Genomic DNA, 24,245 nt, shown 5'->3' with positions numbered 1-24,245 from the left:
GATCGTCTCCTCACGGGATGCGGCGCCGTAGCACTGTCGTGCGGGGCACGCGGCACCGATCAGCCCACCCCGGCGAGGCGCGTCTCGATCCGCGTCACCTGCATCGGGTACCAGCGGCTTCCCCGTGCCGAGGGAATGCCCAAGGCGTTGAGGGCGTTGGCGACCTGTTCCAGCGTGAGCGCGCCTGCCGCGCGGATCTCGCTGAGGATCGGCGCCACCTCCTCGGCACGCTCCCGGCTCCGCGGCAGGGTCTCGCCCCGCCCCAGATTCTCCGCCAGAGGGCGTGGGGCGGCAAGGGATGGGCCCGGCCCTGTCGGCCGGCGCCCGCGCGCGGCGCTCGGCGGTGAAGCGGGCATAGAACGCGCGGCGGCGGGCTAGCGTCTCGGGGGTGCGACGCACCCCGAGCCGGTCCTCGGCCTCCGCCACCGCGGCCATGATGCCGAGGGTCGCCTCGCTGACCTCCGGGCTGTCGGCGACGGCGAAGTGCAGGTCCAGGCGGCGCAGTTCACGGCTCAGAGCGCGCAGGAAGCCCGAATCCTGCCCGGAAGCCCCGAGTTCCGCCATGAGAAGCGTCGCGCCGTGGCGGCGGCACAGGGCTAGCGCCTCGCGCAGAGCCGGCCGCTCCACACCGGAATCGTCGGGCCCCCGCTCGATGCACTCGGCAGCGAGCCGGCCACGCCCCGCGAGGTGGCGGTCGATCGCGGCGCGCTGCGAGGCCAAGGCGGTCTCCGGCGCCCCCTGTCCCAAGAGGGCGGGACGGAGGTAGGAAACAAAGCGGTCTAAGGACATCTGCGGTCGGCCGGTCGTGCGTCTTGGAGCGAGCACGGAGCCGGTGCAACGCCTCGCGGGTTCGCCCCGGTGGCGGCGCCGTTCCGAAACAAGCCCTGATAAGGTAAACCGGTTGTGGACGACAGCTGTGACGTCATCAATATGAATCAAGATTCCGAACAGGCGGCCGTCTCCGTCGTCCTCGGCCTGGGCGGCACGCTTCGGATCGGCGCGAGCGCGCTCACGGTGTCCGACCTGACGGTGATGTTCGACGCGATCACGCGGACCGGCTCGGTGCAGGGCTTTGCCGACGCCCTCGGCTTGTCCTATCGCGCCGCCTGGGCGCGCCTCCAGGCCTACGAGACGGCGCTCGGCCGGCCCCTGGTACGCAAGACACGTGGGCACGGCACCGCCCTGACGGAGTTCGGGGCCGCCTTGGCGGACGCCTTTACCGCCGCCTCGGCGGCCTTGGAGGCCAGCCTGGGCCGCGAGACCCGCGCCGTCGAGCATCGCCTGCGCCATCTCATGAGCGGCGGGGCCGGAGCACTGACACTGGCCGCGAGCCACGATCCGTTGCTGGTCGAGGTCCTGACCGAGGTCATGAGCGGAGAGCCGGGTGCAGAGGCGGGCATCGAACTCTCCGTGACGGGCAGCAGCGCGGCGGTGCAGCGCCTCCTCGAGGGCGGAGCCGACGCGGCGGGCTTCCATTGCGGGGCTCTCGCGCCGGAAGCGGCGGGCGCTCCATTCTCGGCGATCAATGCCGGCGCCGGCCTCGTGCTGCACCCCCTGTTCGAGCGCGAGCAAGGCCTGCTGCTGGCCCCCGGCAACCCGCGCGGCATCCGCACGCTGGCCGACCTGACCGCGCCCGGCCTGCGCTACGTCAACCGCCAGAAGGGATCGGGCACGCGGGACTGGTTCGACCGCATGCTGGCGCAGGCCGGCCTGCCGGCTGCCGCGATCCACGGCTACACGGTCGAGGAGTTCACCCATCAGGCGGTTGCGGCGGTCATCGCCTGCGGCGCGGCGGATGCGGGTCTCGGCGTACGGGCGGCGGCCGACCGACTCGGCCTCGATTTCCTCTCGGTCGGCTGGGAGACCTATTATCTCGCCGCCAGCCGCTCCCTTGCCAGCCCGGCGCTCGACGCCCTCGTCGCCGCAGCGAGACGGCGCGCGAGCCGCACCCCCGGCTACCGCGCCGCCGCGGATCTTTGACCGGCAACGGGGCGTTCTACAGTCAAGTCATTGGCCTCTGCCCTATCGACGGAAGGTAGATTTCGCCAGCATCCAACGGTGAGATGTAAATTACCATAAGTAAAAATTATTTACATTTACGAAACAGCCTCGCGACGGACACCGCATTGTCGGGAACCGCACCGAAGGCGCCCCCCGGCTTACATGTCGATCGGCTGCCCACTAGTATAACAATTCCAATGATCCCTACGGCTGCCGAGCGCTCCACTTTTCGAGAACGAGCATGAATCGGAATCCCGCTCGAGCAGCGCTCGATCTCGTCACGGCGGACCCTGATTTCTCGCGACGGCTGCGGCCCCTGCGCCGACGCGGCGCGCCGTTCCTCGTCTGCGCCGCGCGGGTGGGACAAGCAGGATGAAGGTCTTAGCGGGCAGTGGAACGGCGGTGAGCGGCCCCTTGCTGCGCAAGCTGCAGGGATTCAGCAAGCTGGAAGAAGCGGACGCGGCCGCCCTGGCGATCATCGAAGCGGGGACACGGCTGATTCCGGCCGGCACGGACCTGATCTCCGAGGGTGACCGGCCCGAGGGCATGATCGCGATCACGGAAGGCTTCGCCTGCCGCTACAAGCTGCGGGCGAACGGGGCACGTCAGATCACGGCCTACCTCATCCCGGGGGATATCTGCGACTTCGAGACCTCGATCCTGAACCGGATCGATCACACCATCGGCACGCTCTCCACCTGCCGCGTCGCGCGGATCGGGCCCGAGACTGGGCGGGAATTGCGTCAACGCCCCGCTCTCGCCCGCGGCCTGCGCACGGTGGCCCTCGTCGATGAGGCGACCCTCCGCGAGTGGATGATGAATATCGGCCGCCGCTCGGCCGTGGAGCGCCTCGCGCACCTGTTGTGCGAATTGCTCGTACGCCTGCGGGCGGTGGGGCTTGCGAGCGGCAACAGCTTCGACCTGCCGATCACGCAAATCGACCTCGCCGACACCACCGGCATGACCAGCGTGCACGTGAACCGCTCGCTCGGCGAACTCAAGCGTGCAGGGCTGATCGAGCGCAAGGGCAAGCGCGTGACGCTCTGCGACCTGCCTCGCCTCGTCGAACTGGCCGAGTTCCGGTCGAATTACCTGAATTGGGAAGCACAAACCGCCGCCTAGGGCCGCATTCGACCTGATTGCATCAGGTCGGCGTCTCTGGTCTCTTGTTGTGACGCGCATTCTTTCGACGAACCGGTGACCGCTTCGTCGGAATGCGCTCAAGGGTCGGATAGAGACCGAGAACCGCTCCCGGCTGCAACACACTCGCGAGCGGTTCTCGGCTTGGCCGGAACGGAGGATGGTCAGCGGTCGCGTGTCTTCGTGGTCCGGGAATCCTGGTTCTTGTTGCCCTCGGCCGCAGGGGACGCCCCCGGCACGCCCGTATTGCCGGAGCCGCCGCCCATCTCCCCCGCCTTCATCGCGTCGCCCTTCTGCATCTCGCCCGCCGTCCCGGCTCGGGATGTGCCGGCGGGCGTCGACGGCTTGGATGCGCCCTGGCCGGACGTCTCCTGCGCGGACGCGGCCCCGAGGCCACCGATCAGCAGAAGCGACGCGAAGCAAGCGATGTGACGTTTCGACATGTATGACCTCCCGATAGAGATGTCGTCGTAAACGTCCACAGAGCATGTTGTTCCGAAGTATTTCACTGTGTTGTTTTAATATTATATTATTCTTAAATACTCCAGATCGACGCCGCGCTTTGCCATACATCATCAGGGCAGAGCACCGCTGCGCGTGGGGCATCGGAAACCCGTTCGGTCGTCTCAGTTGCGAGATGGCGCCAAGCGTTCATCGAGCCGGCCGGCTTGCCAGCCCACGGAACGAGCCGTCGCTTATGACGTTCACCGTCGGACCTTAGCCGAGCATGGATGCCCGGCCGCATGAGACAGGAGACGTTCGATGGTGAAGATCGGAACCCGCACGATGCTGGCTCTGATCGCCTTCTCGGCCGCCGGCACTGCCAGCGCGCGGGCCGGCGAGGAGGAGCAGGCTGCGCTGTGCCGCGACGATGTCATGCGGCTGTGCCTGACATCGATCCCCGATCGCGGCCGCATCGTCAGTTGCATGAAGGCGCAACGGGCGAGCCTGAGCCCCGGATGCCGAGCCGCCTTCGACGAGGGGACCGCTTCCTCGGCCGGCCGGCGCTCGGCGAGCCTCCGCTGAGGATCGGGGAGCGCCGGTGATTACTCGCTCTCCCCATTCAGCTTGGCCGTCATACGCGCATGACGACCGGACGGCGACGGGACCGCTCCCGCGCCTGATTTCGATCCACGACAGGAGATACGGCTCCCGATGAACCGTTCGCTTCTCCCCCTCCTTCTGGTCACCGTCCTGACGGTGCCCGCGTTCAGCCAGACCGCTTCTGCGGTCGAGGGCTCACCGATGCTGCTGCACGGCAATTACTGCGGGCCCGGCAACAATGGGCCGGCGGCGCCCGTCGATGCGCTGGACGCGGCCTGCGCCCGCCACGACGCGTGCACGCCGGACGGGGCGCTGGCCCCGAAGGCCTGCAACCTCCGGCTCCAAGTGGATGCCGAGCGCCTGGCCGACGATCCGCGCCAGCCGCCGGACCTCCGGATGATGGCCGGGCTGGTCGCCTCCGGCGCGGCGATGATGCCCTCCGCCCCAGCCTCCCGCCTGCGCGCTCCCGCCGTTGCCGCTCCCGAAGCCGTCGAGATCGAGAGCCCGGCTGACGCGGACCTGCTCCCGGAATAGGCTTGGCGGGCTTCCCGTCTCGTCGCTCACGAAACGTCCGCTTGGCCGTCGCACTCCGCAGGATGAGCGGTCTTAACGGCGGACGTTGCGTGATGCGTTTTCAGCCGCCCCGCGCGAGCTCCGTCGTGATGTGCTTCACCGACGGCGTGACGATCGCCACGAACTGCGCCTCACGCAGGCGCCGGAACGTCTCCGCGCCCTCTAGATAGCCGCGCGCACCCGCCTGGAGCATGGCGGCTTGCGCCGCTTCCAGGGCCAGCCACGACACGTCGAGGCGCAGACGCAGGGTCTCGAGGAAGGTCGCGCGGTCGGCCTCGGCATGCGCTTGTGCCGCGGCGGCGACGCGCGCGCGCAGAGCATCCGCCCGCGCCTCGATCGCGTCCGGCCCAAGCGGCAGGAACACCGCATTGGCGCGCCCGCGGGCATCCGCGCGCATCAGCGCCGCAACCCCGCGGGCGAGCCCGAGCCCCATCCCGGTCTGGAGCAGAACGAAGCCGTTGCGGATGCGCGGCACGAAGGCGGCGGCATCGTGCGTGATCACGTCTTCGTCGGACAGGAGCGCGTCGCGGATCATCACCGTGTAGGTGCCGGTGCCTTCGAGCGCGATGAAACGGGCATTGGCCGCGATCGTGACAGAATCGGCGCCGGCCTCGAACAGCCCCATCACCCGCCGCCCGTCGGGCAGCGAGAGAATGCCGGCGAAACGCTGGCCCGGGCCGAGGTTCGACACCCAGGGCAGGCGCCCGCGCACGCGGTAGCCGTCGCCCGCGCGCTCGCCCTGGAGCGCCAGCGGTTCGATGCCGGAGAACGCCTTCATCGGGTTCGACAGCCCGGTGCCGCCGAGCGCCGCGCCCGAGGCGATCGCGGCCAGATGGCAGCGCGGGCCGGCTTCGTCGCCCTGGGCGAGGTACCAGACCAGCGCGTCCTGGCACCACATGCAGAAGGCGGTCGAAAGGCAGGCCTGCCCCGCCTCCGTCATCGCGTCGATGGCGGCCAGCAGCCCTGCCGCCGTGCCGTCGGCGTGGTGCCCATAGGCGCCGGCCGCCCCGAGCGCCCGCAGGATGTCGGCGGGATATTCCCCGGCATCGATCGCGCCGAGGCGCGGGCGCAAGGTCTCGCGCACGATCCCGGCGACGTCGAGCGAAGGGGGCTCCGCGATGCGGGCGCTGGCGGCCATCGGCGTCAGGCCCGCGCCAGGGTGACGGAGACGGGGTTCTTGACGGTGTTGAGCACCGGCGACCACTGCCCGGCATGGGCCACGAGTTCGTCGAGTTCAGCAGCAGTCGCGCCCTCGACGTCGAGATGCACCTTGAGCCGCACGGCGGTGAGCCCGACCGGCTTCTCCGACAGGTCGCCGGTGCCCCAGACCGAGGTGATGTTGATGTCGCCCTCCGACTCGACCTCGATGCCCTTCACGGTCCAGCCGCGGGCGATCGCGTTGGCCTGGAGGCCGACCGCGACGCAGGTGCCGAGCGCGGCGAGCAGGGCCTCGGTCGGGTTCGGCGCGGTGTCGTCGCCGAGCAGGGCCGGTGGCTCGTCGACGATGTGGGGGTCGAGGCTGCGGATGTAGTTGAGATGGCGGAAGCGGCGGCCCTCGGCGACGGTGCGGGCGCGCACGGTCTTCACCACGCTCGGATCGGCCCGGCCCTTCTCGGAGAGGGCGTGCAGCTTGTCGCGGTCGATCGGCTCGAACACCTTCTCGAAGGTCTGGACGATTTCTTTCGTGGCGGTCGCGGTCATTGTTGTTTCCTCACGTTGCGGGAATCCAGCGGGCGCGGGCGGCCAGCCGCCCGAGACCGGTGTCGAGGGCGTAGCCGATCCCTCCGATCAGCAGGACGAGGGCGGCGAGCCGGTCGTAGGAGAGGGTGTCGCGGGCGTCGTTGATGGCGTAGCCGAGCCCGCTCGTGACCCCGAGATACTCGGCCGGGACCAGCACGATCCAGGCAACACCCAGCGCGAGCCGCAGGCCGGTGAGGATGTCCTGCAGCACCGCCGGGACGATGACGGCGCGCAGAGCCGCAAGCCGGCCGGCGCCGAGATTGCGCGCCATGGCGAGCCAGACCGGATCGACCCGCTTCACTCCGGCGGCGGTGGCGAACAGGATCGGCCAGATCGCAGCGGCGGCGATCAGGAAGACGATGGCCCCGTCCCAACTCGGAAAGGCGAGCACCGCCACCGGCATCCAGGCCAGCGGCGAGATCATCCGCAGGAGCTGGAACGGCGGCTGCAGGATGCGCTCGGCGAGCGGGACCGAGCCGATCAGCAGCCCGAGCGGCGCACCGAGCCCGAAGGCGACGGCGAGGCCCTGGCCGATCCGGGCCAGACTCGGCGCCGCGGCACGCCACGCCTCGCCGGAGGTCAGGAGTTCGATGAACGAGGCCAGCGCAGGCGCCGGCGCGAAACCGGCAAAGGCGGCGTAGGCCGGCACGCTCTCCAGAACCAGCCCGCCCGCGAACCACAGGGCGAGCAGCCCCGCAAGGCCGAGGAGCGGGGCCAGCCGGTCGAGGGCAGAGGCACCGAACCGGGCACCGATTCCGGCCCGGCGCGGCACCGGGGCCGCGACCTCGCGCTCGACGGCGAGCGCCGCCTCGATCACGCCCCCGCTCACAGGCTCAAGGTCTCCTGGCGGGTGAGCGCGGCGTCATCCGCCGCCCCCGGCCATTCGGGATAGCGCTTGAGCGAGGCCCGCACGAAGCGGTCGTCGACGAGATCGCGCGCGACGAAATCCGGATCGAGCCCTTTGAGGAAGCCGGCATCGCCCTCGACCACGGTGTTGCCCATCGCCTCGACGATCAGCTTCGTGGCGGAGGGGTAGGGCCAGGGCTGGAAGTCGATGCGTTGCGCTGCCCAGTCGCGGTGGCGGATCGCGCCGCTCGCCTCATAGGCCGGGCCGTAATCGGTGGTCGCCTTGATGACGACGTCGGCGGGCATCGGCAGGTAGCCGCGGCCCTCCTTCGAGATCAGCCGGGCGACCTCCTCGCGGTTCTTCACGCAATAGGCCTGCGCCCGCACGATGGCATCGACCGCCTTACCGGCCCATTCGGGCTTGGCCGCGATCTGGCTCTCATGCGCGACCACGACGCAGCAGGGATGGTTCTTCCAGATGTCGCCGGTGAAGCGCAGCATCCGTGCGCCGGCCTTGATCTCGCCGAGCGCATTGAACGGCTCGGCGACGATGTAGCCGTCGATCTTGCCCGCCGCGAGCGCTGCCGGCATCTCGGGCGGCGCCAGGATCTGAAGCGCGCACTCGTTCGGCCCGGCATCCCCGCGGATCACCGGCGTGACGCCGGATTCGCGAAGCGCGTATTGCAGCACGACGTTGTGCATCGAGTACCAGTACGGCACCGCGACGCGCTTGCCCGCCAGTCCCTTGAAGTCCTCGATCCCGCTTTTGCCGCCGACGACGATGCCCGAGCCGTTGGTATGGGCCCAGGCCAGGATCTTGACCGGGAACTTGTTGTTGTAGCGCATCCAGACCGGGATGGGCTTGAGCAGGTGGGCGAGGTTGAACTTGCCCGCGGCGAATCCCTCCACCAGCGCCGACCACGAGCGCACCGGAATCGGCTCGGCGACCTTCAGGCCCGCGCCTCCTCGAAATAGCCCTTGGCATGGGCCACCAGCAGCGCGGTTGCGTCGGTGATCGGCAGGTAGCCGATGCGCACGGTGTCGTCCTCGGCGGCATGGACCGCGTGGCCCGACAGGGCGAGCCCGCCCCCGCCGAGCAGGGCGGCGAGGCCGCCGCGGGCGAGCGCGTCGAGGGTGTTGCGCCGCGTCCAGTCGGCGCGGGCCCATTCGTGCGTCCAGAGGGCGGAGAGGTCGTCGGGGGCGGTCATCTGCGGTCTCGGAGAGGAAGGATCAGGCGGCGCGGCCGGTGATGCCGGACGCGTCGCGGGCAACGGAGTCGCGGGCCACGGAACCGAGACGGCGGCGCAGCTCCGTCTCCGCGTCGTCGCCGAGGAAAAAGTCGGCGGCGATGCGGGCCGGGCGCCCGTCGAGCACCACGGCGCGGGCCGCCAGGGCAGCGACGTCGGCAAGGTCGTGGGTGACGACGATCAGCGTCAGGTCGCGGGCCTGGGCGAGCCGCAGCACGTCGGCGCGCAGGCTCGCGCGCATCTCCGGGTCGAGCGCCGAGAACGGTTCGTCGAGAAGCAGGATCGAGGGTTCGCTCGCCAGCGCCCGGGCAAGCGCCACCCGCTGCTGCTGACCACCCGAGAGCTGGTGCGGCTTGGCGCCCACGCGCTCGCGGAGGCCGAGATCGTCGAGGAGGCGGCGCGCCTCCGCCTCGCGGGCTGCGCGGTCGCGACCGAGACGCCCCGAGAGACGGGCGGGCAGCAGCACGTTGTCGAGCACGCTCGCCCAAGGCAGCAGGGCAGGGCGCTGAAACATCACCGTGCAGCCCGGCACCGGCCCGCGCGAGGGAATGCCATCGAGCCGCACGCTGCCGGCGGAGGGCGCGACGAGCCCGGCCATGATCTGCAAGAGGGTCGATTTCCCGACGCCGGAGCGGCCGAGGATGCCGATGCGCTCGCCCGCCGCGACTTCGAGATCGATGCGGTCGAGCACCGGGCTCGGGCCGTAGCGATAGGCGACGGCCGCGAGGGCGAGGCGGGGAACGGAACGCGACATCGAACCTGAACAAATCGGACAGGACCGCCCCTGAAGGTCGACCGTGTCGTAGAGCGGCAGGCGGCCAAGATGACCGACCAGCCCGCACAAGATCAATGAATGTAATATTCAAATATTTGCACGAATTTGCATGATCTATCTCCAGAAGCTGCCTGTTGTGGGAGGATTATTCTTGCCCGTCAGCCGTCCGTGCCTCGCTCGATCCTACGGCGCGTCCGCGTTGAGCCTTGGCCCGTGAGGTCTGTCAGGGCTGACCTCGTCCGGAGCCCGTCCCCTTCGGCACTCCGCTGCAACGTGGAAGCGTTTTGCTTCGCCGATCAGCGATCCACACGTGCCCTCAACGACACCGATACGCCGACCTCCCTTTTCCGGCGAAAAAGGAAAATCTTGTCCCAGCATCGCGCTGAAAAAGGGCAATCGCTTTCATTGACGCGCCAGTTTCCATTGAGGAATATCAGATCGCAATCGAAGAGCATCAAACGAAGACAAGAAGATCTTCGTCGGGTTCTCGATGACGCGCCGGCAAAGCGGGCGGACCGACATCCTCCCAGACCGGCCACTCCGCCGAGGTCTCGCATCGAGCGAGCCGACGCATCCCCCCGATCCGCCTCACGTGCCTGCGTCCGCGCCGGTCCGATGACCCGTGCGCGACTGCCTGAAGACGAGCCCGATGCCCAACGTCCTGTCCCCGCCGGCCCGCCTCCTGCTGTTCGGCGCCGGCCTCGCCTGTGCCCTGCCGCTCCTCGACACCCCGGCCCTGGCGCAATCGCCGAGCGCGGTCGAGAGTTTCACCGGGGAGGCCGGCCCCCGCACCAACCCCGAAGCGATCGGCGTCGCGCCGGACGGCAAGGTGAAGTGGCACGGGCCGCTCGCACCCTACGCCGCCTCGCTGGCGCTCGCGGGCCTCAGCTTCGACGTCAACGTCTACGACTTCTTCTTTTCGAACCCGAGCGCGGGCCTGCGGCCCGGACAACTCTCGAACTCGGCCTATTACTTGCTGAGCCTCGATGCGGATCTGGACAAACTGGCGGGTGTCCCCGGCGGCTGGTTCCACATTACTCAGACCTTCTTCGGCCTACGCTGGAACAACCGCAACATGGGCGCCGATATCGGCGACACCACGATCGGCTACCAGCCGACCTTCAACCGCGATTTCGCCCGCCTCTCGATCCTCACCTACGAGCAGCGGCTGCTCGACGACCGCCTCGCCATCGAGGTCGGGCGTACCCATCCGAACCGCTACTACGCGCTGCCGCCGTGCCAATCGAGCGTGAGCTGCTTCCAAGACATCCTGCAGATCAATGCGGGCCTATCCTCGCCGCTCTACGGCGTCTGGGGCGCCAACGTCGCCTACAAGACGTTCCCCGACGACTACATCCAGGCCGGCGCCTTCGCGGTGACGGGCCGCGCAAACTTCACCTCGGGCTGGGATTTCGGCCACGAACCACTCAACGGTGTCGTGACGCTGGCCGAGATCGGCCACGCCACGACCTTCGTCACCGATCCCTATCCGAGCCGCGTGGCGCTGACCGGCTTCTACAACACGGCCGACCACGAGGATAACCTCAGGACGGTCTTCGGCACCTCGAAGGGGCTCAATCCCGGCGATCCGGTGCGGCTACGCTCCGGCACCTCCGGCGTGATCCTCACCGGAAGCCAAGTGTTTTGGCGCGCCGATGGCGGGGCGGAGGCGGGCAACCTCAACCCGACCTCGCTCCAGGCCTATACCAGCCTCGCCTACGCCCCCGACCCGACGGTGCCGATCCGCTGGAACGCGTTCGCCGGCCTCACCCTCCAGGCGCCCGACCAGAGCCGGCCGCACGACCGCTACGGCGTCAAGGTCAACTGGCAGCGCATCTCCGCCGACTACGCGCAGTTCCTCGGCGACGCGAACTTCATTTCCGGCGGCAGCGGCGAAATCTATTCCCGCGACAAGCTGGTCTTCGAGGCTAACGCGCATCTGGCGCTCGGCAAGAACATCTTCTTCGAGCCGGTGGTCCAGTACCTCGTCAACGGCAATTCCTTCTGGAACCCCTTCACGCCCAACCGCACCAAGGACGGCTTCTACGTCGGCGCCACCCTGATCGTGCCGCTCGGCCAGTTGCTCGGCCTCGCCCCGGGCTGAGCCCCCGAGCATTCCCGCCGCGCCGCCCGAAGCCCCCTTCAACGGACGAAGCCTCATGACGCGCCAAATCCGCTTCAACGCCTTCGACATGAACTGCGTCGGCCACCAGTCGCCGGGCCTGTGGGCCCATCCGCGCGACCGCTCGTGGCAGTACAAGGATCTCGAATACTGGCAGGATCTCGCCCGCACGCTGGAGCGGGGCATCTTCGACGGGATCTTCATTGCCGACGTCGTCGGCTACTACGATGTCTACAAGGGCTCGAACTGGCACGCCTTGCAGCAGGCGGCGCAGATCCCGGTCAACGATCCGCTCCAACTCGCCGCGCCCATCGCGCTCGCCACCGAGCATCTTGGCATCGGCATCACCGCCTCGACCTCGTTCGAGCACCCCTACACCTTCGCCCGCCGCCTCTCGACCGCCGATCACCACACCAAGGGCCGCGTCGGCTGGAACATCGTCACCTCGTATCTGGAGAGCGGCGCCAAGAACGTCGGCCAGTCGGGGCTCGCGCGCCACGACAACCGCTACGAGGTCGCCGCCGAATACGTCGAGGTGCTCTACAAGCTGTTCGAGGGCAGTTGGGAAGCGGGCGCGGTCCTGCGCGACCGCGAGCGGCGGATCTTCACCGATCCGTCCAAGGTGCACGAGATCGACCATCGCGGCCGGCACTTCACCGTGCCGGGCTACCATCTCTGCGAGCCCTCGCTCCAGCGCACGCCGGTGCTCTATCAGGCCGGCGCCTCCGGCCCCGGCAAGGCGTTCGCCGCGGGCCATGCCGAGTGCGTCTTCGTCGGCGCGCCGCTGAAATCCATGCTCAAAGCCTATGTCGCCGATGTGCGGGCCAAGGCCGTCGCCGCCGGCCGCTCGGCCCGCGACGTGCTGATCTACAACCTCACCACCGTCATAGTCGCCGAGACCGACGAGGCCGCGCAGAAGAAGTTCGAGGAATACCAGTCCTATTACTCGTATGACGGCGCGCTGGTCTTCATGTCGGGCTGGAGCGGGATCGATTTCGGCCAGTACGCGCCGACCGACCTGGTGAAGAAGGTCGAGACCAACGCCATCGTCTCGATGGTCGAGAGCTTCTCCTCGGCCGAGAAGCCGTGGTCGATCGCCGAACTCGCCCGCTGGGGCGGCATCGGCGGGATCGGGCCGGTCTTCGTCGGTTCGGCCGCCACCGTCGCCGATATCCTCCAGGAATGGGTCGAGGAGACCGATGTCGACGGCTTCAACCTCGCCTACGCGGTGACGCCGGAGACCTTCGAGGACACGGTCAACCTGCTGGTGCCCGAACTTCAGCGGCGCGGCGTCTACCCCAAGAGCTACCGCCCCGGAACCTTGCGCGAAAAGCTGTTCGGGCGCGGACCGCTCCTGCCGGAGACGCACCCGGCCCACGGCTACCGCGACATCGAGGCGGTGAAGGCCCGCGAGGCCAACCGCCTCGAAGCGGCGGAGTGAGAGCGATGGCCGATCCGATCCTCGAACTCTCCAACGTCTCGCTCTCGTTCAAGGGCCTCAAGGCGATCAATGCTTTGAGCTTCTCGGTCGAGCGCGGCGAGATCTGCGCCCTCATCGGCCCGAACGGGGCCGGTAAGTCCTCGGCGCTTAACATCCTCAACGGCGTCTACCGGGCCGATGCCGGCCACGTCGCCTTCGAGGGGAAGCGCCTGCGCTCGATCCGGCCGGGCGCTGCGGCGCGGCGCGGCATCGGGCGCACCTTCCAGCACGCCGCCCTGTTCTCGGGCCTCAGCGTTCTCGACAACGTGCTGGCCGGGCTCGCCCGCCACAGCCGCACCACCCTGATCGAGCACGCGCTGGGGCTCCCCCGCGACGCCGCCGAGACGCGCCGCTTCCGGGCAGCCGCGGAGGAGACGCTGAGTTTCCTCGAACTGACCGGCTACCGCGACCGCATCGTCGCGACGCTCCCCTACGGCATCCAGAAGCGGGTCGATCTCGCCCGCGCCCTGGTGGCGCGGCCCACGCTGCTGCTCCTCGACGAGCCGATGGCCGGCATGAACGGCGAGGAGAAGCGCGCCATGGCCCGCTTCATCGCGGCGGCGCGCGATGAGTTCGGCACCACCATCGTGCTGATCGAGCACGATATCGGCGTCGTCATGAGCCTGTCCGACCACGTCGTGGTGCTCGATTACGGCCGCAAGGTCGGCGACGGGCCGCCCGAGGCGATCCGCAACGACCCGGCCGTGATCGCGGCCTATCTCGGCAAGCCGCATTGAGGGCCGATCCATGAGCTTCTTCCTGGAAACGCTCGCGGGCGGTCTGCTCTCCGGCGTGATGTATGCCCTCGTCGCGATCGGCTTCGTGCTGATCTACAAGGCGTCCGGCGTGTTCAACTTCGCGCAAGGGGCGATGGTGCTCTACGCCGCGCTCACCTTCGTGACGCTCACCGAGCGCGACGTGCCGTTCTGGCTCGCCGGCCTGATCACGCTGGCGATCATGGTGACGCTGGCGGTCGCCGTCGAGCGGATCGTGCTGCGGCCCCTCGTGAACCGCTCGCAGATCACGCTGTTCATGGCGACGCTCGGCCTGTCCTACATCATCGAGGGCGGCTCGCAGTTCGTGATGGGCGCCAGCGTCCACGAACTCGACCTCGGCATCAGCGACCTGCCGGTGGCGATCGGCCCGATCCAGCTCAGCTCGTTCGATCTCGTGGCGGCGGCGAGCGCCGGCGCCCTGGTGATCGCCCTGTGGCTGTTCTTCGAGCGCACCCGCGTCGGCGTCTCGCTGCGGGCGGTGGCCGACGATCCGCAGGCGGCGCTCTCCATCGGCATCCGGCTGCCCGTGCTCTGGGCCACGGTCTGGGCGGTGGCGGGTTTCGTGGCGCTGGTGGCGGGCCTGCTCTGGGGCGCGCGCCAGGGGGTGCAGTTCTCCCTCACCTTCGTGGTGCTGAAGGCGCTCCCGGTGCTCATCATCGGCGGCTTCACCTCGATCACCGGCGCCGTCGTCGGCGGCCTCATCGTCGGCGCAGCCGACGCGCTCGCCGAGATCTATCTCGGGCCGCTGCTCGGCGGCTCCGTCTCCACCTGGTTCGCCTACGGGCTCGCCGTCGCCTTCCTGCTGGTGCGCCCGGCCGGACTGTTCGGCGAACGCGCCATCGAGAGAGTCTGACCCGATGCCTCCTGCCCTCGCTGCCGCCCTCGCGCCCGTCCGGCGCCCCGCGCTGCCCGCTCTTCCCGTGCGCGCCGCCGGCCTCGCCCTCCTGCTCGCGGTCGCCTTCGTGGCGATCCCGCTCACCGCCACCGATTACTGGTACAACGCGATCCTGATCCCGTTCCTGATCATGGCTCTGGCCGGACTCGGCCTGAACCTGACCATGGGCTATGCGGGCCAAGCCTCGCTCGGCACCGGCGCCTTCATGGCGGTGGGGGCCTACGCCACCTACAACCTGCTGCTGCGCCTGCCCGAACTGCCGCTGCCGGTCAGCCTCGCGGGCGGGGGCCTCATCGCCGGGGCGGTCGGCCTCGTCGTCGGCCTGCCGAGCCTTCGCATCAAGGGCTTCTACCTGATCGCGCCGACGCTGGCGGCGCAGTTCCTGATCGAGTGGGTCTTCAATCAGGTCGGCTGGTTCTCGAACTACGCCTCGTCCAGCGCGATCTCGGCCCCGCGGCTCGTGTTCCTCGGCTACGACCTATCGAGCCCGGCCGGACGCTACGCCCTGACGCTGACCAGCGTCGCCGTCGTCACGGTCCTGGCGTGGCGCCTCGTCGGAAGCCAGACCGGCCGCAACTGGCGGGCGGTGCGCGACGGCGAGACCGCCGCCGCCGTCATCGGCGTGCCGGTAGCGCGGGCCAAGCTCTCGGCCTTCTTCGTCGGGGCCGCGGTGAGCGGTGTGGCCGGCGCATTGTGGGCGTTTGCCTATCTCGGCACGGTCGATGCCCGCAGCTTCGATCTCGACCGCTCGTTCCAAGCGATGTTCATCATCATCATCGGCGGCTTGAGCAGCCTGTCCGGCAGCTTCATCGGCGCCGCCTTCATCGTGCTGACGCCGATCCTGCTCACCCACCTGTCGAACGCGTTCCTTGGCGGCAGCCTCGACGGCGGCCAGCTCTCGAACCTCCAGCGCATCCTCTTCGGCGCGCTCATCATCGGCTTCCTGATCAAGGAGCCGAACGGGCTGGCCGCGCTGCTCGGCCGCCGGCGCCGCCCCGCCCGCTGACCTTTTTCCCAAAACCGTCCCGGAGAACCGAACGATGCCACGCCTGTCCCGCGCCCTGCGCGCCGTCGCCCTCGCCGCAAGCCTGACCGCCGCTCCAGGCCTCGCGCCCACCGCCTTCGCGCAAGAAGCCGGTGCTCAAGCGGCCAAGCAATACATTCCCCTCGCGACCTACCGGGTCGGCGCCTACGCCTCGTCCGGCACGCCGGTCTGGGGCGGGACCATCGATTATCTCCGCTACCTCAACGAGGTCGAGGGCGGCATCAACGGCGTCAAGCTGACCTGGGAGGAGTGCGAGACCGAGTGGGCGGTCGAGAAGGGCGTCGAGTGCTACGAGCGGCTGAAGGGCGGCCGTGACGGCTCGCCGGTGCCGCTGTTCCTGCCGCATGGCGATCCGATCACGAAGGCGCTCACCGAGAAATCCGCCGCCGACAAGATCCCCCTGCTCACCACCGGCTACGGCCGCACCGAGGCGATCGACGGACGCGTCTTCCCCTACAGCTTCACCGCGCTGTTCAGCTTCTGGAGCGAGGCGTCCTCGGCGGTGAACTACATCGCCGAGCAGGTCGGCGGGAAGGACAAGCTCAAGGGCCTCAAGATCGCGACCGTCTACCACGACTCGCCTTACGGCAAGGAGACACAAGTCCCGCTCGACCTGCTGGCCAAGACCTACGGCTTTGAGAACATCCAGATCGCGGTGCCGCATCCCGGCAACGACCAGTCGGCGCAATGGGCGCGCATCCGCCAGATCAAGCCGGACTGGGTCTTCCTGCGCGGCTGGGGCGTGATGACCCCGGTGGCGATCAAGACCGCGGCCAAGACGGGCTTTCCCGTCGATCACATCATCGGCGGCATCTGGTCAGGCTCCGAAGAAGATGTGCGGCCGGCTGGCAGCGTCGGCAAGGGCTATCTCGCCATCACTCCGTTCCCGGCCGGGGCCGAGTTCGGCATCCTCAAGAAGATCAAGGCGGCGATCATCGATCAGGGCAAGAGCGACCTGAAGGATCTCAAGAGCTTCGGTTCGGTCTACTACAATTCCGGTGTGATCGAGACGATCATCGCCGTCGAGGCGATCCGCACGGCGCAAGCCCGCTTCGGCAAGCGCCCCCTCAACGGCGAGGAGACGCAGTGGGGCCTCGAACATCTCGTGCTCGACGAAGCCCGCCTGAAGGAACTCGGCGCGGACGGCCTCGTCCAGCCGCTGCGCCTCTCGATCAAGGACCACGAGGGCGGCGGCGCCGGCAAGGTGCTGCAATGGGACGGCGCGAAGTGGAACATCGTCAGCAACGGCTGGGTCAAGTCCGACCGTGAGCTGCTCCTGCCGGTGATCTACGAGCGCGCGGCGGCCTATGCCCGCGAGAAGGGCATCACGCCCCGCTCCGAGGACACGGCGGAGGCGGGCGCGAAATGAGCGCTCCCTTCCTCGACGTCGAATCCATCGAGGCGGTCTACGGCGCCTCGATCCTGGGCCTGCGCGACGTCTCGCTCAGCGTGGCCAAGGGCGAGATCGTCGCCCTGATCGGTCCCAACGGCGCGGGCAAGACCACGACCCTGCGGGCGATCTCGAACCTGCTCGGCGCCCAGCGCGGCAGCCTGCGGCGCGGCGCCATCCGCTGGCAGGGTGAGGCGACCGGGCGCCTCGACCCGGCCGACCTCGTCGCCCGCGGCATCGTGCAGGTGCTGGAAGGCCGCCACGTCTTCGGCCAGCTCACGGTGGAGGAGAATTTGCTGACGGGCGGCTATCTCCGCCGCCCGAGCCGGCGCCAGCTCGCGGATGATCTGGAGCGGATCTACGCGTGGTTTCCCCGCCTGAAGCAGCGGCGCGGGGCCAAAGCCGGGCTCACCTCCGGCGGCGAGCAGCAGATGGTGGCGATCGGGCGCGCCCTGATGACCCGCCCGACGCTGCTGCTGCTCGACGAGCCCTCCATGGGGCTCGCGCCGATCATCGTCGCCGAGATCTTCGCGATCGTCGCCCGGCTCAACCGCGAGGAGGGGATGAGCGTCCTCGTCGCCGAGCAGAACGCCAACCTCGTGCTCGAGGTCGCCCACCGCGCCGTCGTGCTCGAGAGCGGGCGCGTGGTGGCCTCCGGCTCCAGCGCGGACCTCGCCGCGAGCGGACGGCTCGGCGCGCTCTACCTCGGCGGCGCCGAGGCCGGGACCCGACACTGAAACCTTTGTCCTTCACCGAACGAGACAGTCGATGAGTGAACCCGACGCCGCCCGGTCGACCGCCCCTTGGACCGCTTGGGGCACGCCCCCGAGCCCGCGCTACGAGGCCCTCGCCGCGCGCTTCCGGCCCGTCTTCGCCCGCATCCGCGAGGGGGCGGTCGCGCGCGAGCGGGACCGCGATCTACCCCACGCGGCGATCGGATGGCTGAAGGAAGCCCGCTTGGGCGCCCTGCGGGTGCCGGAGGACGAGGGCGGCTTCGGCGCGAGCCTGCCCGACCTGTTCGCGTTGCTGGCCGAACTGGGGCAAGCCGATTCCAACCTGCCGCAGGCCCTGCGCAACCATTTCGGCTTTGCCGAGGACACCGTCGGCAGTCCGGCGGGGGAGCGGCGGACGCAGTGGATCGAACGCCTCGCGGCCGGCGACCTGTTCGGTGGCGCGTGGTCCGAGACCGGGGCCGCCGCCGTCGGCACCTTCGAGACCCGCATCCACCGCAGTGGCACGCGCTGGGGGCTGACGGGCAAGAAGTACTACACCACGGGCTCGCTCTTCGCCGACTGGATCGACGTCGTCGGCACCGGCGAGGCGGGGGAGGAAACCTCGGTGGTGGTGCCGGCCAAAGCCGCGGGCGTCGAGATCATCGACGATTGGGACGGGTTCGGCCAGCGGCTCACCGCCAGCGGCACCGCCCTGTTCGAGGACGCCCCCGCCATCGGCGAGCCGCTGCCGACCGCGGAGCGCTTCCCCTACGGCCCTGCCTTCTTCCAGGCGGTGCATCTAGCGACGCTGACCGGCATCGCCCGGGCGGCGGCGGGCGAGGTCGCCCAGGCGGTGCGCGAACGCAACCGCACCTATTCCCACGCCGCCGGGGCGCGTCCCAGCGCCGACCCGCAGGTGCTCCAGGTCGTGGGCCGGGTTCACAGCCTCGCCTACGCGGCGGGTGCGATCACCCTTCAAGCGGCGCAGGCCGTGCAGCGGGCCTACGAGGCGCGGGTCGGCGGCCTGTCCGAAGCGGAAAGCCACGCAATCAACGTGGCGGCGGAGATCGAGCTGGCCCAGGCGCAGAGCGTGCTGACCGGCCTCGTGCTGGATGCCGGCACGATCCTGTTCGACGCGCTCGGCGCCTCGGCGACCAGCCGCCGCCACGCCCTGGATCGGCACTGGCGCAACGCCCGCACGATCGCCTCGCACAATCCGCGCATCTTCAAGGACCGCGTCGTCGGCGATTACGCGGTCAACGGCACCGAGCCGCCCTTCCAGTGGAAGATCGGACAGGTGCAGGCGGCCCGCGGCTGAGTGCGTGAGGAGGCCCTGGCCGAGGGTGGCGCTCGACCGCCGGCCTCGTCCCCCGCGAGAGTGCACGGCGCCATCACCAGGAGGCTGCAAAAGCCGGCACGCTCCCACTAACCCGTTGCGAAGATCGACGATCTCGTCGCTCGCTCCGCCGCCGACGGAAGGCTGCGGCTGCTGCGCCCGACGGATCGACTCCTGGCCTGGGGCCGGGCGGTGCTGTCGTCCTATTACGACGTGTTGCAGGATCTCTATCCGGACCCCGGATACGGTCTCGCCGTGGCGCCCGACCCGGCTTTCCATCTGGCCCGGCGCCGAGTGTCGATCGAGGTGTTCGGCGTCATCGCCTGCTTCCGACACGGGCCGGCGCTCGGAGCGATGCTTTCGATGACAGGGACGAGCCGGCCACCAACATGGCCGCCGCCCGCTTGATCCATCTCAACGCCGAGCCTGCGCCCGGACGGCAGTCTCTCCCGAACGGCCGACCAGCCGCATGACGGGAGATGATCCATGAATCTCAAATCCCTCCTCACCCTCGGCCGCCACACCCACGCGCCCTCGACCGACGCGAGCGCCGCGGCGCCGCCCCTGCAGCGTGTGGCGGAGCAGATGTTCGGCGATCTGCGCTTCGGCCTTCCGTTCTTCCAAGGCGGCGCGGCGCCGCGCATGGATGTCGTCGAGAAGGACGGGCGGGTCGAAATCACAGCAGAATTGCCCGGCCTCGCGCGGGACGACGTCCGGATCGAACTGGCCGACGACACCCTCGTCATCAGCGGCGAGAAGCGGCAGGAGCGGGAGGAGACCGAAGGCGCCCGCAAGGTCACGGAGCGCGCCTACGGCGCCTTCGTGCGTGCCCTGGAACTGCCCGCCGGCATCAAGGCCGAGGACATCCAGGCGAGCATGGACAAGGGGATCCTGACGGTGACGCTGCCCAAGGCGGCCGTGACGCCGCCGGAAGCCAAGCGCATCGACATCAAGTCGCCTTGAGGACGGCTCGGATGCAGTCGATGACCCCATTGGCATGGCTCGTCCGGCGGCTGGACGAAGCCGCCCTGCTCGGCGTGGCGGAGCGTCGGGCTCTCCTCGCCCTCGCGCCGCAGGAACGGCTGGTGCCGGCCCGAACCGACATCCGCGACGGGCAGAAGGCGGGGAGCGCGCACCTGATCGTGGACGGCGTCGCCTGCCGCGCCGCGATGCTGCCCGACGGCACGCGCCGGATCCTCGCCCTGTACTTTCCCGGCGACCTCTGCGGCACGGGCCGCGGCGCGGCGGACCCGTTGCCGGGCACCATCGAAGCGCTGTCCCCCTGCACCGTCGCCGACATCCCTTCCGGCACGATCGACAGCCTGATCCGGAGCCATCCCGGCATCGAGCGGGCGCTGTGGTGGCTGACGCTCGTCGAACTCGGCATCGGGCAGCAATGGCTGATCAATGCCGGCTGGGAGGCGGAGCGGCGGATCGCCCACCTCATCTGCGAGGTGCGGGCACGGTCGCAGGCCTCCGGCAGGGATATGGAGGAGTGCTTCGCGAGCGGCGTCCGGCAGGTGGTGATCGCCGACATCGCGGCGCTCTCCACCGTGCATGTCAGCCGGGTGCTGCATGCCCTCCAGGCCGCGCGGCTGATCACCCTGAACCGAGGCGCGGCGGCCGTTCCCCAGCCCGCCCCCCTCATCGCCTTCGCAGGCTTCGACCCCGGCTACCTGCACCTCCCCGATCACGCCGCGCGGGCCAAGCCGGAGCCCAGCGCGGGGATACGACGCGACCCGGTTCCCTGGGCCGGATCGAACAGGGATCTCGGATACGCGTCGCGAACCTGACCCCACTTGCTCCGAATCCGCTCGGGATTCACTCTCGGCACGACGCCGCGCTCCCGCCCGTCACCCTCGTCCGGCAGGAACTCTCTCATGACCTATGCCAGCATCATGGTGGCCGTCGATCTCGGGGCGGAGGCGCGCGACCGCGTGCGCCTCGCCGGCCATCTCGCCGACGACTTCCGCGCCCGGCTGATCGGCGTGGCGGCGGAAGAGGCCTCCTATGCCGTCCCGCCCATTGGCCCGGTGCCGGCGAGCGCCTACGCGCTGGCCGCCAACAGCGAACTCATCCTGAACGATCTCAAACGGGCCCATGCCGTCTTCGAAGAGGCGGCGGGCACCCGCAGCCGCGTCGAGTGGCGCTCGAATCTCGAATTCCCGCTGCCGTTCCTGATCGGGCAGGCCGCGGCCGCCGATCTCGTCGTGGTCGGCCGCAAGCCGGCATCCGGCCCGCTTCTGTGCTCGGTCGATCCGGGCGATCTCGTGATGCATCTCGGCCGCCCGGTCCTGGTGGTGCCGCCCGGCCTCGACCACCTCGACATCCGGCGGGTTGCGGTCGGGTGGAAGAACACCCGCGAAGCCCGCCGCGCGGTCAGGGACGCGCTGCCGTTCCTGACGCGGGCCTCTCGCGTCGTCGTGGTCTCGATCGACGACGGAGAGAGCGCGGACGACACGGCCGACGTCGTCGGGTTCCTGCAGGCCCATGACATCGAGGCCACCGCGATCCGCAAGGAGACCGGCGGCAGCGCGACCTCTCTGGCCCTGGTGGATGCGGCAGCCGAGCAGGCCGCGGACCTGATCGTCACGGGCGCCTACGGCCATGGCCGCCTGCGCGAATGGGTCTTCGGCGGCGTCACCCGCGACCTCCTGGCCGGCGCACCCGTCTGCTGCCTGATGAGCCACTGAACGCCGCATCCGGCCCGGAATCGCCGGAGCGCTTTCCGACGAAGCGGACACCGGCTCGGCGAAAGAAAGCGTGTTGAAACAACAGCCTAGAGACGCCGGCCCGATACCATCAGGTCGGATACGGCTCTAGGCCGGAGCCGCCCGATGACCGAGACACCCAACCTCAAGATTCCCCACGGGGGATACGTCGTCGTCGGCGACGGCCGCCGGGCCCTGGTGCTGCGCAACGAGGGCCACGCGCTGCACCTCGCCCTTCGCGTGCAGCACGTCTTCGAGGCGCCCCACAACCCGCCGACGCGCGAGCAGGGCACGGACCGGCCGCCCCGCGTCCGGCAGGGGGAGCACCGCAGCGCCATCGAACAGACGGATTGGCACGCGATCGCCGAGGATCGCTTCGCGGACGAGGTCGCGGCTGCGCTGGACCGCATCGCCGACGCGATCCCCGCCTTGATCGTCGTCGCCCCGCCGCGCACGCTCGCATCGTTGCGGCAGGCGCTGTCCGAGCGTCTCAAGCGCGTCGTCATCGCCGAGATCGACAAGGATCTGACCAAGCTTTCGATCGAGGAGATCGGGCGCCGTCTCACCGATGGGTGACGCGGCCGGCCCTTCGATCGCAGGGGATCGGCGGCAGGGTCCGATCAGGCGAATGTCAGCCGATCCTCGACGGCGGACAGGCCGGGAGCCGACCACGCCGCCCGCTCGCACCAGCTGCGGTGATCGGGCGGCGTCGCGTCGCCATTGCGGGACCTGTCCGGGTAGCGGACCTCGATCTGCTCGACCACGGCGCGGACGCCGCGAACCCGCAGCGCGACCCGCTCGGCGATCCCCTTCTCGGCGCAGTTCCGCACATGCCCGCGGAGCGTCACGACACCGCTCTCGACGGTGACGCCGATCTGCGCCGCATCGATCATGGGTGCGAGTCCCAGCGCCGCAAGCACGTGTCGGCGCACGGTGATGTCGTCCATCTCCCGCCTCCTCGCTTCAAGGTTTCAGGCGTTCAGACGGCCAGCCAGAGCAGCGCGATCGTCACCACCGAGGCGGTGGCGGCCAAGCCCAGCGCCTGCAGGCTGCCGATCGTCCGGTAGCGGGCGATGTCCGTGACGACGCCCGCGCTCGCCGGCAGGCCGGCTCCGGCCGCTTCGGCGCGCGACACCGGCCCGGCCGGCGCCCGCACGTAGCGCACCGTATCGATTTCGATGGATCGAAGCACCACACTCATCGCTTGCTCCCGTCTTCGTCCGACGGTTGCCATCCTGCCGCGCCTGCGGCACCACGCCTTGATTCACCTCAAGGCGATCGCGGCCGGCCCCGTCATCATCGCCTCGCGGGAGAGCTGGGCGGGCGCCGGCAAGGCGTGCTCGTCACCCGGAGCGCCGGAATCGGATCCGCCCCGACGGGATCAAACCGGGGTTCTTGCGCTGGATCAAAGCGGATGCGGGTCGGTCCGTCACTCTCCGGGCGGTGTTCGCCACCGGAGCAGACCATGCCGAAACCGCCGCCCGTCGCCCTCACGGGCATCCGTGACATCCTCGTCGGCCTGACCGAGGAGGGCCGCGGGGACGAGACCGCGAGCGCACTCGGCATCGGCCTGTCGCTCGCGGGGATGGCCGGCGCCCATCTCACCGTCCAATCGGCGGCCCGCCGCCTGACCACGGTCGGCGGATCGGGCTGGGGGTTCGTCAACGATCTCGTCGCGCAGGAGAACCGGCGTTTGAGCGCCCGCGCACGCGCCATCGCCGAGCGCGCCGCGACGGATGCCACGCTGGAGGGTGTGAGCTGCTCGATCGAAGCCTCCGCGCTCGCCTATCCCGAACTCGTCGGCCGCCTGACCGCCCGCGCCCGGCTCGCGGATCTCACCATCCTGGACGCCGAAGCGCGGGAGGTCGATCTCGATCGCGACGTGATCGACGGGGTCCTGTTCGGCAGCGGGCGGCCGCTCCTCGTGGTGCCGCCGGGCGGCGACACGTTCTCGGCACGGCGGATCGTCATCGCCTGGGACGGCAGCGCCCAAGCGGCGCGGGCCGCCAACGACGCGCTGCCGTTCCTGCGCGCGGCCGAGGCGGTCGAGATCGTCTCGGTGGTCGGCGAGAAGGATCTCTCGACCTCGGTCGCGGGCGCCGAATTTGCCCCGCACCTCGCGCGCCACGGTGTGAACGTCTCGGTGACGAACGTCCCGGTCGATGGCGACGCCGCCGAGACGCTGAGACGGCAGGCCGGCCTTCTCGGGGCGGAGATGTTGGTGATCGGCGCCTACCGGCATTCACGCCTGAAGGAATGGTTCCTCGGCGGTGTCACGCACGCGCTCCTGACACGCTCTCCGGTGCCGCTGTTCCTCGCACATTGATCGCCGGACCGGTGTTCGAGGCCGTGAGCGGATCGCTCGCGCCCTCGGCGATGCGGCCGTGAACGACGATGCGCGAGCGCGTCAT

Annotated in this window: 25 protein-coding genes and 2 pseudogenes; 17 read left to right on the top strand and 10 right to left on the bottom strand. The window is 69.6% G+C overall.

All coding sequences use genetic code 11. The features are described 5' to 3' along the window. Positions 1-59: 59 nt before the first annotated feature. Together M2437_RS15850 and M2437_RS15845 are read right to left on the bottom strand one after the other, a co-directional pair. Positions 60-218: a hypothetical protein gene (locus tag M2437_RS15850; protein WP_499007201.1), complete on the bottom strand. Its 159-nt coding sequence runs from the start codon at positions 216-218 to the stop codon at positions 60-62. A 202-nt stretch (positions 219-420) separates the two neighbouring features. Continuing rightward, positions 421-789: pseudogene (locus tag M2437_RS15845) on the bottom strand (recombinase family protein); the annotation flags it as partial. Between the two features lie 141 nt (positions 790-930). Between M2437_RS15845 and M2437_RS15840 the strand changes: the two are divergent. Both M2437_RS15840 and M2437_RS15835 read left to right on the top strand, forming a co-directional pair. Further along, positions 931-1,980 carry a substrate-binding domain-containing protein gene (locus tag M2437_RS15840; protein ID WP_253388012.1) on the top strand — a complete coding sequence of 350 codons (1,050 nt, stop codon included), beginning with the start codon at positions 931-933 and terminating at the stop codon, positions 1,978-1,980. Between the two features lie 393 nt (positions 1,981-2,373). Beyond that, complete coding sequence (locus M2437_RS15835; protein ID WP_253388011.1) at positions 2,374-3,123, top strand: Crp/Fnr family transcriptional regulator; 750 nt, start codon at positions 2,374-2,376, stop codon at positions 3,121-3,123. Between the two features lie 182 nt (positions 3,124-3,305). Here the strand turns inward: M2437_RS15835 and M2437_RS15830 are convergent, their stop codons facing one another. Continuing rightward, on the bottom strand, positions 3,306-3,584 hold the full coding sequence (locus M2437_RS15830) for a hypothetical protein (RefSeq protein ID WP_003601348.1): 279 nt from the start codon (positions 3,582-3,584) through the stop codon (positions 3,306-3,308). A 319-nt stretch (positions 3,585-3,903) separates the two neighbouring features. Here M2437_RS15830 and M2437_RS15825 point away from each other — a divergent pair, with 319 nt between their 5' ends. Continuing rightward, on the top strand, positions 3,904-4,167 hold the full coding sequence (locus tag M2437_RS15825; RefSeq protein ID WP_015951812.1) for a hypothetical protein: 264 nt from the start codon (positions 3,904-3,906) through the stop codon (positions 4,165-4,167). A 129-nt stretch (positions 4,168-4,296) separates the two neighbouring features. After that, complete coding sequence (locus tag M2437_RS15820) at positions 4,297-4,719, top strand: phospholipase A2 family protein (protein WP_253388010.1); 423 nt, start codon at positions 4,297-4,299, stop codon at positions 4,717-4,719. A 100-nt stretch (positions 4,720-4,819) separates the two neighbouring features. Here M2437_RS15820 and M2437_RS15815 read toward each other — a convergent pair whose 3' ends face one another. The 5 genes and pseudogenes from M2437_RS15815 to M2437_RS15795 form a co-directional block, all read right to left on the bottom strand. Then, positions 4,820-5,896: an acyl-CoA dehydrogenase family protein gene (locus tag M2437_RS15815; protein ID WP_253388009.1), complete on the bottom strand. Its 1,077-nt coding sequence runs from the start codon at positions 5,894-5,896 to the stop codon at positions 4,820-4,822. A 5-nt stretch (positions 5,897-5,901) separates the two neighbouring features. After that, the gene (locus M2437_RS15810) at positions 5,902-6,459 is read right to left on the bottom strand and encodes an OsmC family protein (RefSeq protein ID WP_253388008.1); all 558 of its coding nucleotides are present in this window, start codon (positions 6,457-6,459) and stop codon (positions 5,902-5,904) included. 10 nt (positions 6,460-6,469) lie between these two features. Further along, positions 6,470-7,327 carry an ABC transporter permease gene (locus tag M2437_RS15805; RefSeq protein ID WP_238507667.1) on the bottom strand — a complete coding sequence of 286 codons (858 nt, stop codon included), beginning with the start codon at positions 7,325-7,327 and terminating at the stop codon, positions 6,470-6,472. Continuing rightward, a pseudogene (locus M2437_RS15800) lies at positions 7,324-8,552 on the bottom strand (ABC transporter substrate-binding protein). Before M2437_RS15800 ends, M2437_RS15805 begins: the two are co-directional and overlap by 4 nt. 22 nt (positions 8,553-8,574) lie before the next feature. Beyond that, positions 8,575-9,345: an ABC transporter ATP-binding protein gene (locus M2437_RS15795; RefSeq protein WP_253388006.1), complete on the bottom strand. Its 771-nt coding sequence runs from the start codon at positions 9,343-9,345 to the stop codon at positions 8,575-8,577. Between the two features lie 670 nt (positions 9,346-10,015). On the opposite strand from M2437_RS15795, the gene M2437_RS15790 reads away from it, so the two are divergent. The 12 genes from M2437_RS15790 to M2437_RS15735 all read left to right on the top strand — a co-directional run bounded on the left by M2437_RS15790 (position 10,016) and on the right by M2437_RS15735 (position 22,410). Further along, on the top strand, positions 10,016-11,470 hold the full coding sequence (locus M2437_RS15790; protein WP_253388005.1) for a carbohydrate porin: 1,455 nt from the start codon (positions 10,016-10,018) through the stop codon (positions 11,468-11,470). Between the two features lie 55 nt (positions 11,471-11,525). Further along, positions 11,526-12,929 carry an LLM class flavin-dependent oxidoreductase gene (locus tag M2437_RS15785; protein WP_253388004.1) on the top strand — a complete coding sequence of 468 codons (1,404 nt, stop codon included), beginning with the start codon at positions 11,526-11,528 and terminating at the stop codon, positions 12,927-12,929. Positions 12,930-12,934: 5 nt separating this feature from the next. Further along, positions 12,935-13,705: an ABC transporter ATP-binding protein gene (locus tag M2437_RS15780; protein ID WP_253388003.1), complete on the top strand. Its 771-nt coding sequence runs from the start codon at positions 12,935-12,937 to the stop codon at positions 13,703-13,705. Positions 13,706-13,715: 10 nt separating this feature from the next. Continuing rightward, complete coding sequence (locus tag M2437_RS15775; protein WP_253388002.1) at positions 13,716-14,597, top strand: branched-chain amino acid ABC transporter permease; 882 nt, start codon at positions 13,716-13,718, stop codon at positions 14,595-14,597. A 4-nt stretch (positions 14,598-14,601) separates the two neighbouring features. Then, on the top strand, positions 14,602-15,645 hold the full coding sequence (locus tag M2437_RS15770; RefSeq protein WP_253388001.1) for a branched-chain amino acid ABC transporter permease: 1,044 nt from the start codon (positions 14,602-14,604) through the stop codon (positions 15,643-15,645). 34 nt (positions 15,646-15,679) lie between these two features. Next, entirely contained in the window at positions 15,680-17,053 is a 1,374-nt protein-coding gene (locus M2437_RS15765; RefSeq protein WP_015823638.1) for an ABC transporter substrate-binding protein, read from the top strand. Further along, the gene (locus M2437_RS15760) at positions 17,050-17,811 is read left to right on the top strand and encodes an ABC transporter ATP-binding protein (RefSeq protein ID WP_147019855.1); all 762 of its coding nucleotides are present in this window, start codon (positions 17,050-17,052) and stop codon (positions 17,809-17,811) included. Before M2437_RS15765 ends, M2437_RS15760 begins: the two co-directional genes overlap by 4 nt. A 31-nt stretch (positions 17,812-17,842) precedes the next feature. Then, positions 17,843-19,105 (top strand): acyl-CoA dehydrogenase family protein, encoded by a 1,263-nt coding sequence (locus M2437_RS15755; protein WP_253388000.1) that lies wholly within the window; start codon positions 17,843-17,845, stop codon positions 19,103-19,105. 504 nt (positions 19,106-19,609) lie between these two features. Then, positions 19,610-20,086 carry an Hsp20/alpha crystallin family protein gene (locus M2437_RS15750; RefSeq protein WP_003600850.1) on the top strand — a complete coding sequence of 159 codons (477 nt, stop codon included), beginning with the start codon at positions 19,610-19,612 and terminating at the stop codon, positions 20,084-20,086. A 20-nt stretch (positions 20,087-20,106) separates the two neighbouring features. Beyond that, positions 20,107-20,916, top strand: coding sequence for a Crp/Fnr family transcriptional regulator (locus M2437_RS15745; protein ID WP_253387999.1), 810 nt, complete (start codon positions 20,107-20,109; stop codon positions 20,914-20,916). Positions 20,917-21,003: 87 nt separating this feature from the next. Next, positions 21,004-21,816: a universal stress protein gene (locus M2437_RS15740; protein WP_253387998.1), complete on the top strand. Its 813-nt coding sequence runs from the start codon at positions 21,004-21,006 to the stop codon at positions 21,814-21,816. Between the two features lie 144 nt (positions 21,817-21,960). Further along, entirely contained in the window at positions 21,961-22,410 is a 450-nt protein-coding gene (locus tag M2437_RS15735) for a host attachment protein (protein WP_253387997.1), read from the top strand. A gap of 44 nt (positions 22,411-22,454) precedes the next feature. On the opposite strand, the gene M2437_RS15730 is transcribed toward M2437_RS15735, so the two are convergent. Next, positions 22,455-22,781, bottom strand: a complete 327-nt coding sequence (locus M2437_RS15730; protein WP_253387996.1) for a BON domain-containing protein — start codon at positions 22,779-22,781, stop codon at positions 22,455-22,457. 32 nt (positions 22,782-22,813) lie between these two features. Next, the gene (locus M2437_RS15725; RefSeq protein WP_056459461.1) at positions 22,814-23,035 is read right to left on the bottom strand and encodes a hypothetical protein; all 222 of its coding nucleotides are present in this window, start codon (positions 23,033-23,035) and stop codon (positions 22,814-22,816) included. 264 nt (positions 23,036-23,299) lie between these two features. Here M2437_RS15725 and M2437_RS15720 point away from each other — a divergent pair, with 264 nt between their 5' ends. Beyond that, complete coding sequence (locus tag M2437_RS15720) at positions 23,300-24,160, top strand: universal stress protein (RefSeq protein ID WP_253387995.1); 861 nt, start codon at positions 23,300-23,302, stop codon at positions 24,158-24,160. The last annotated feature ends 85 nt before the right edge of the window (positions 24,161-24,245 follow it).

The organism is Methylorubrum pseudosasae, from assembly GCF_029504475.1.
Classification (GTDB): domain Bacteria; phylum Pseudomonadota; class Alphaproteobacteria; order Rhizobiales; family Beijerinckiaceae; genus Methylobacterium; species Methylobacterium extorquens.
Note: the sequence above shows the minus strand (reverse complement) of the source record. Positions and strands in the feature narration are given on the sequence as shown.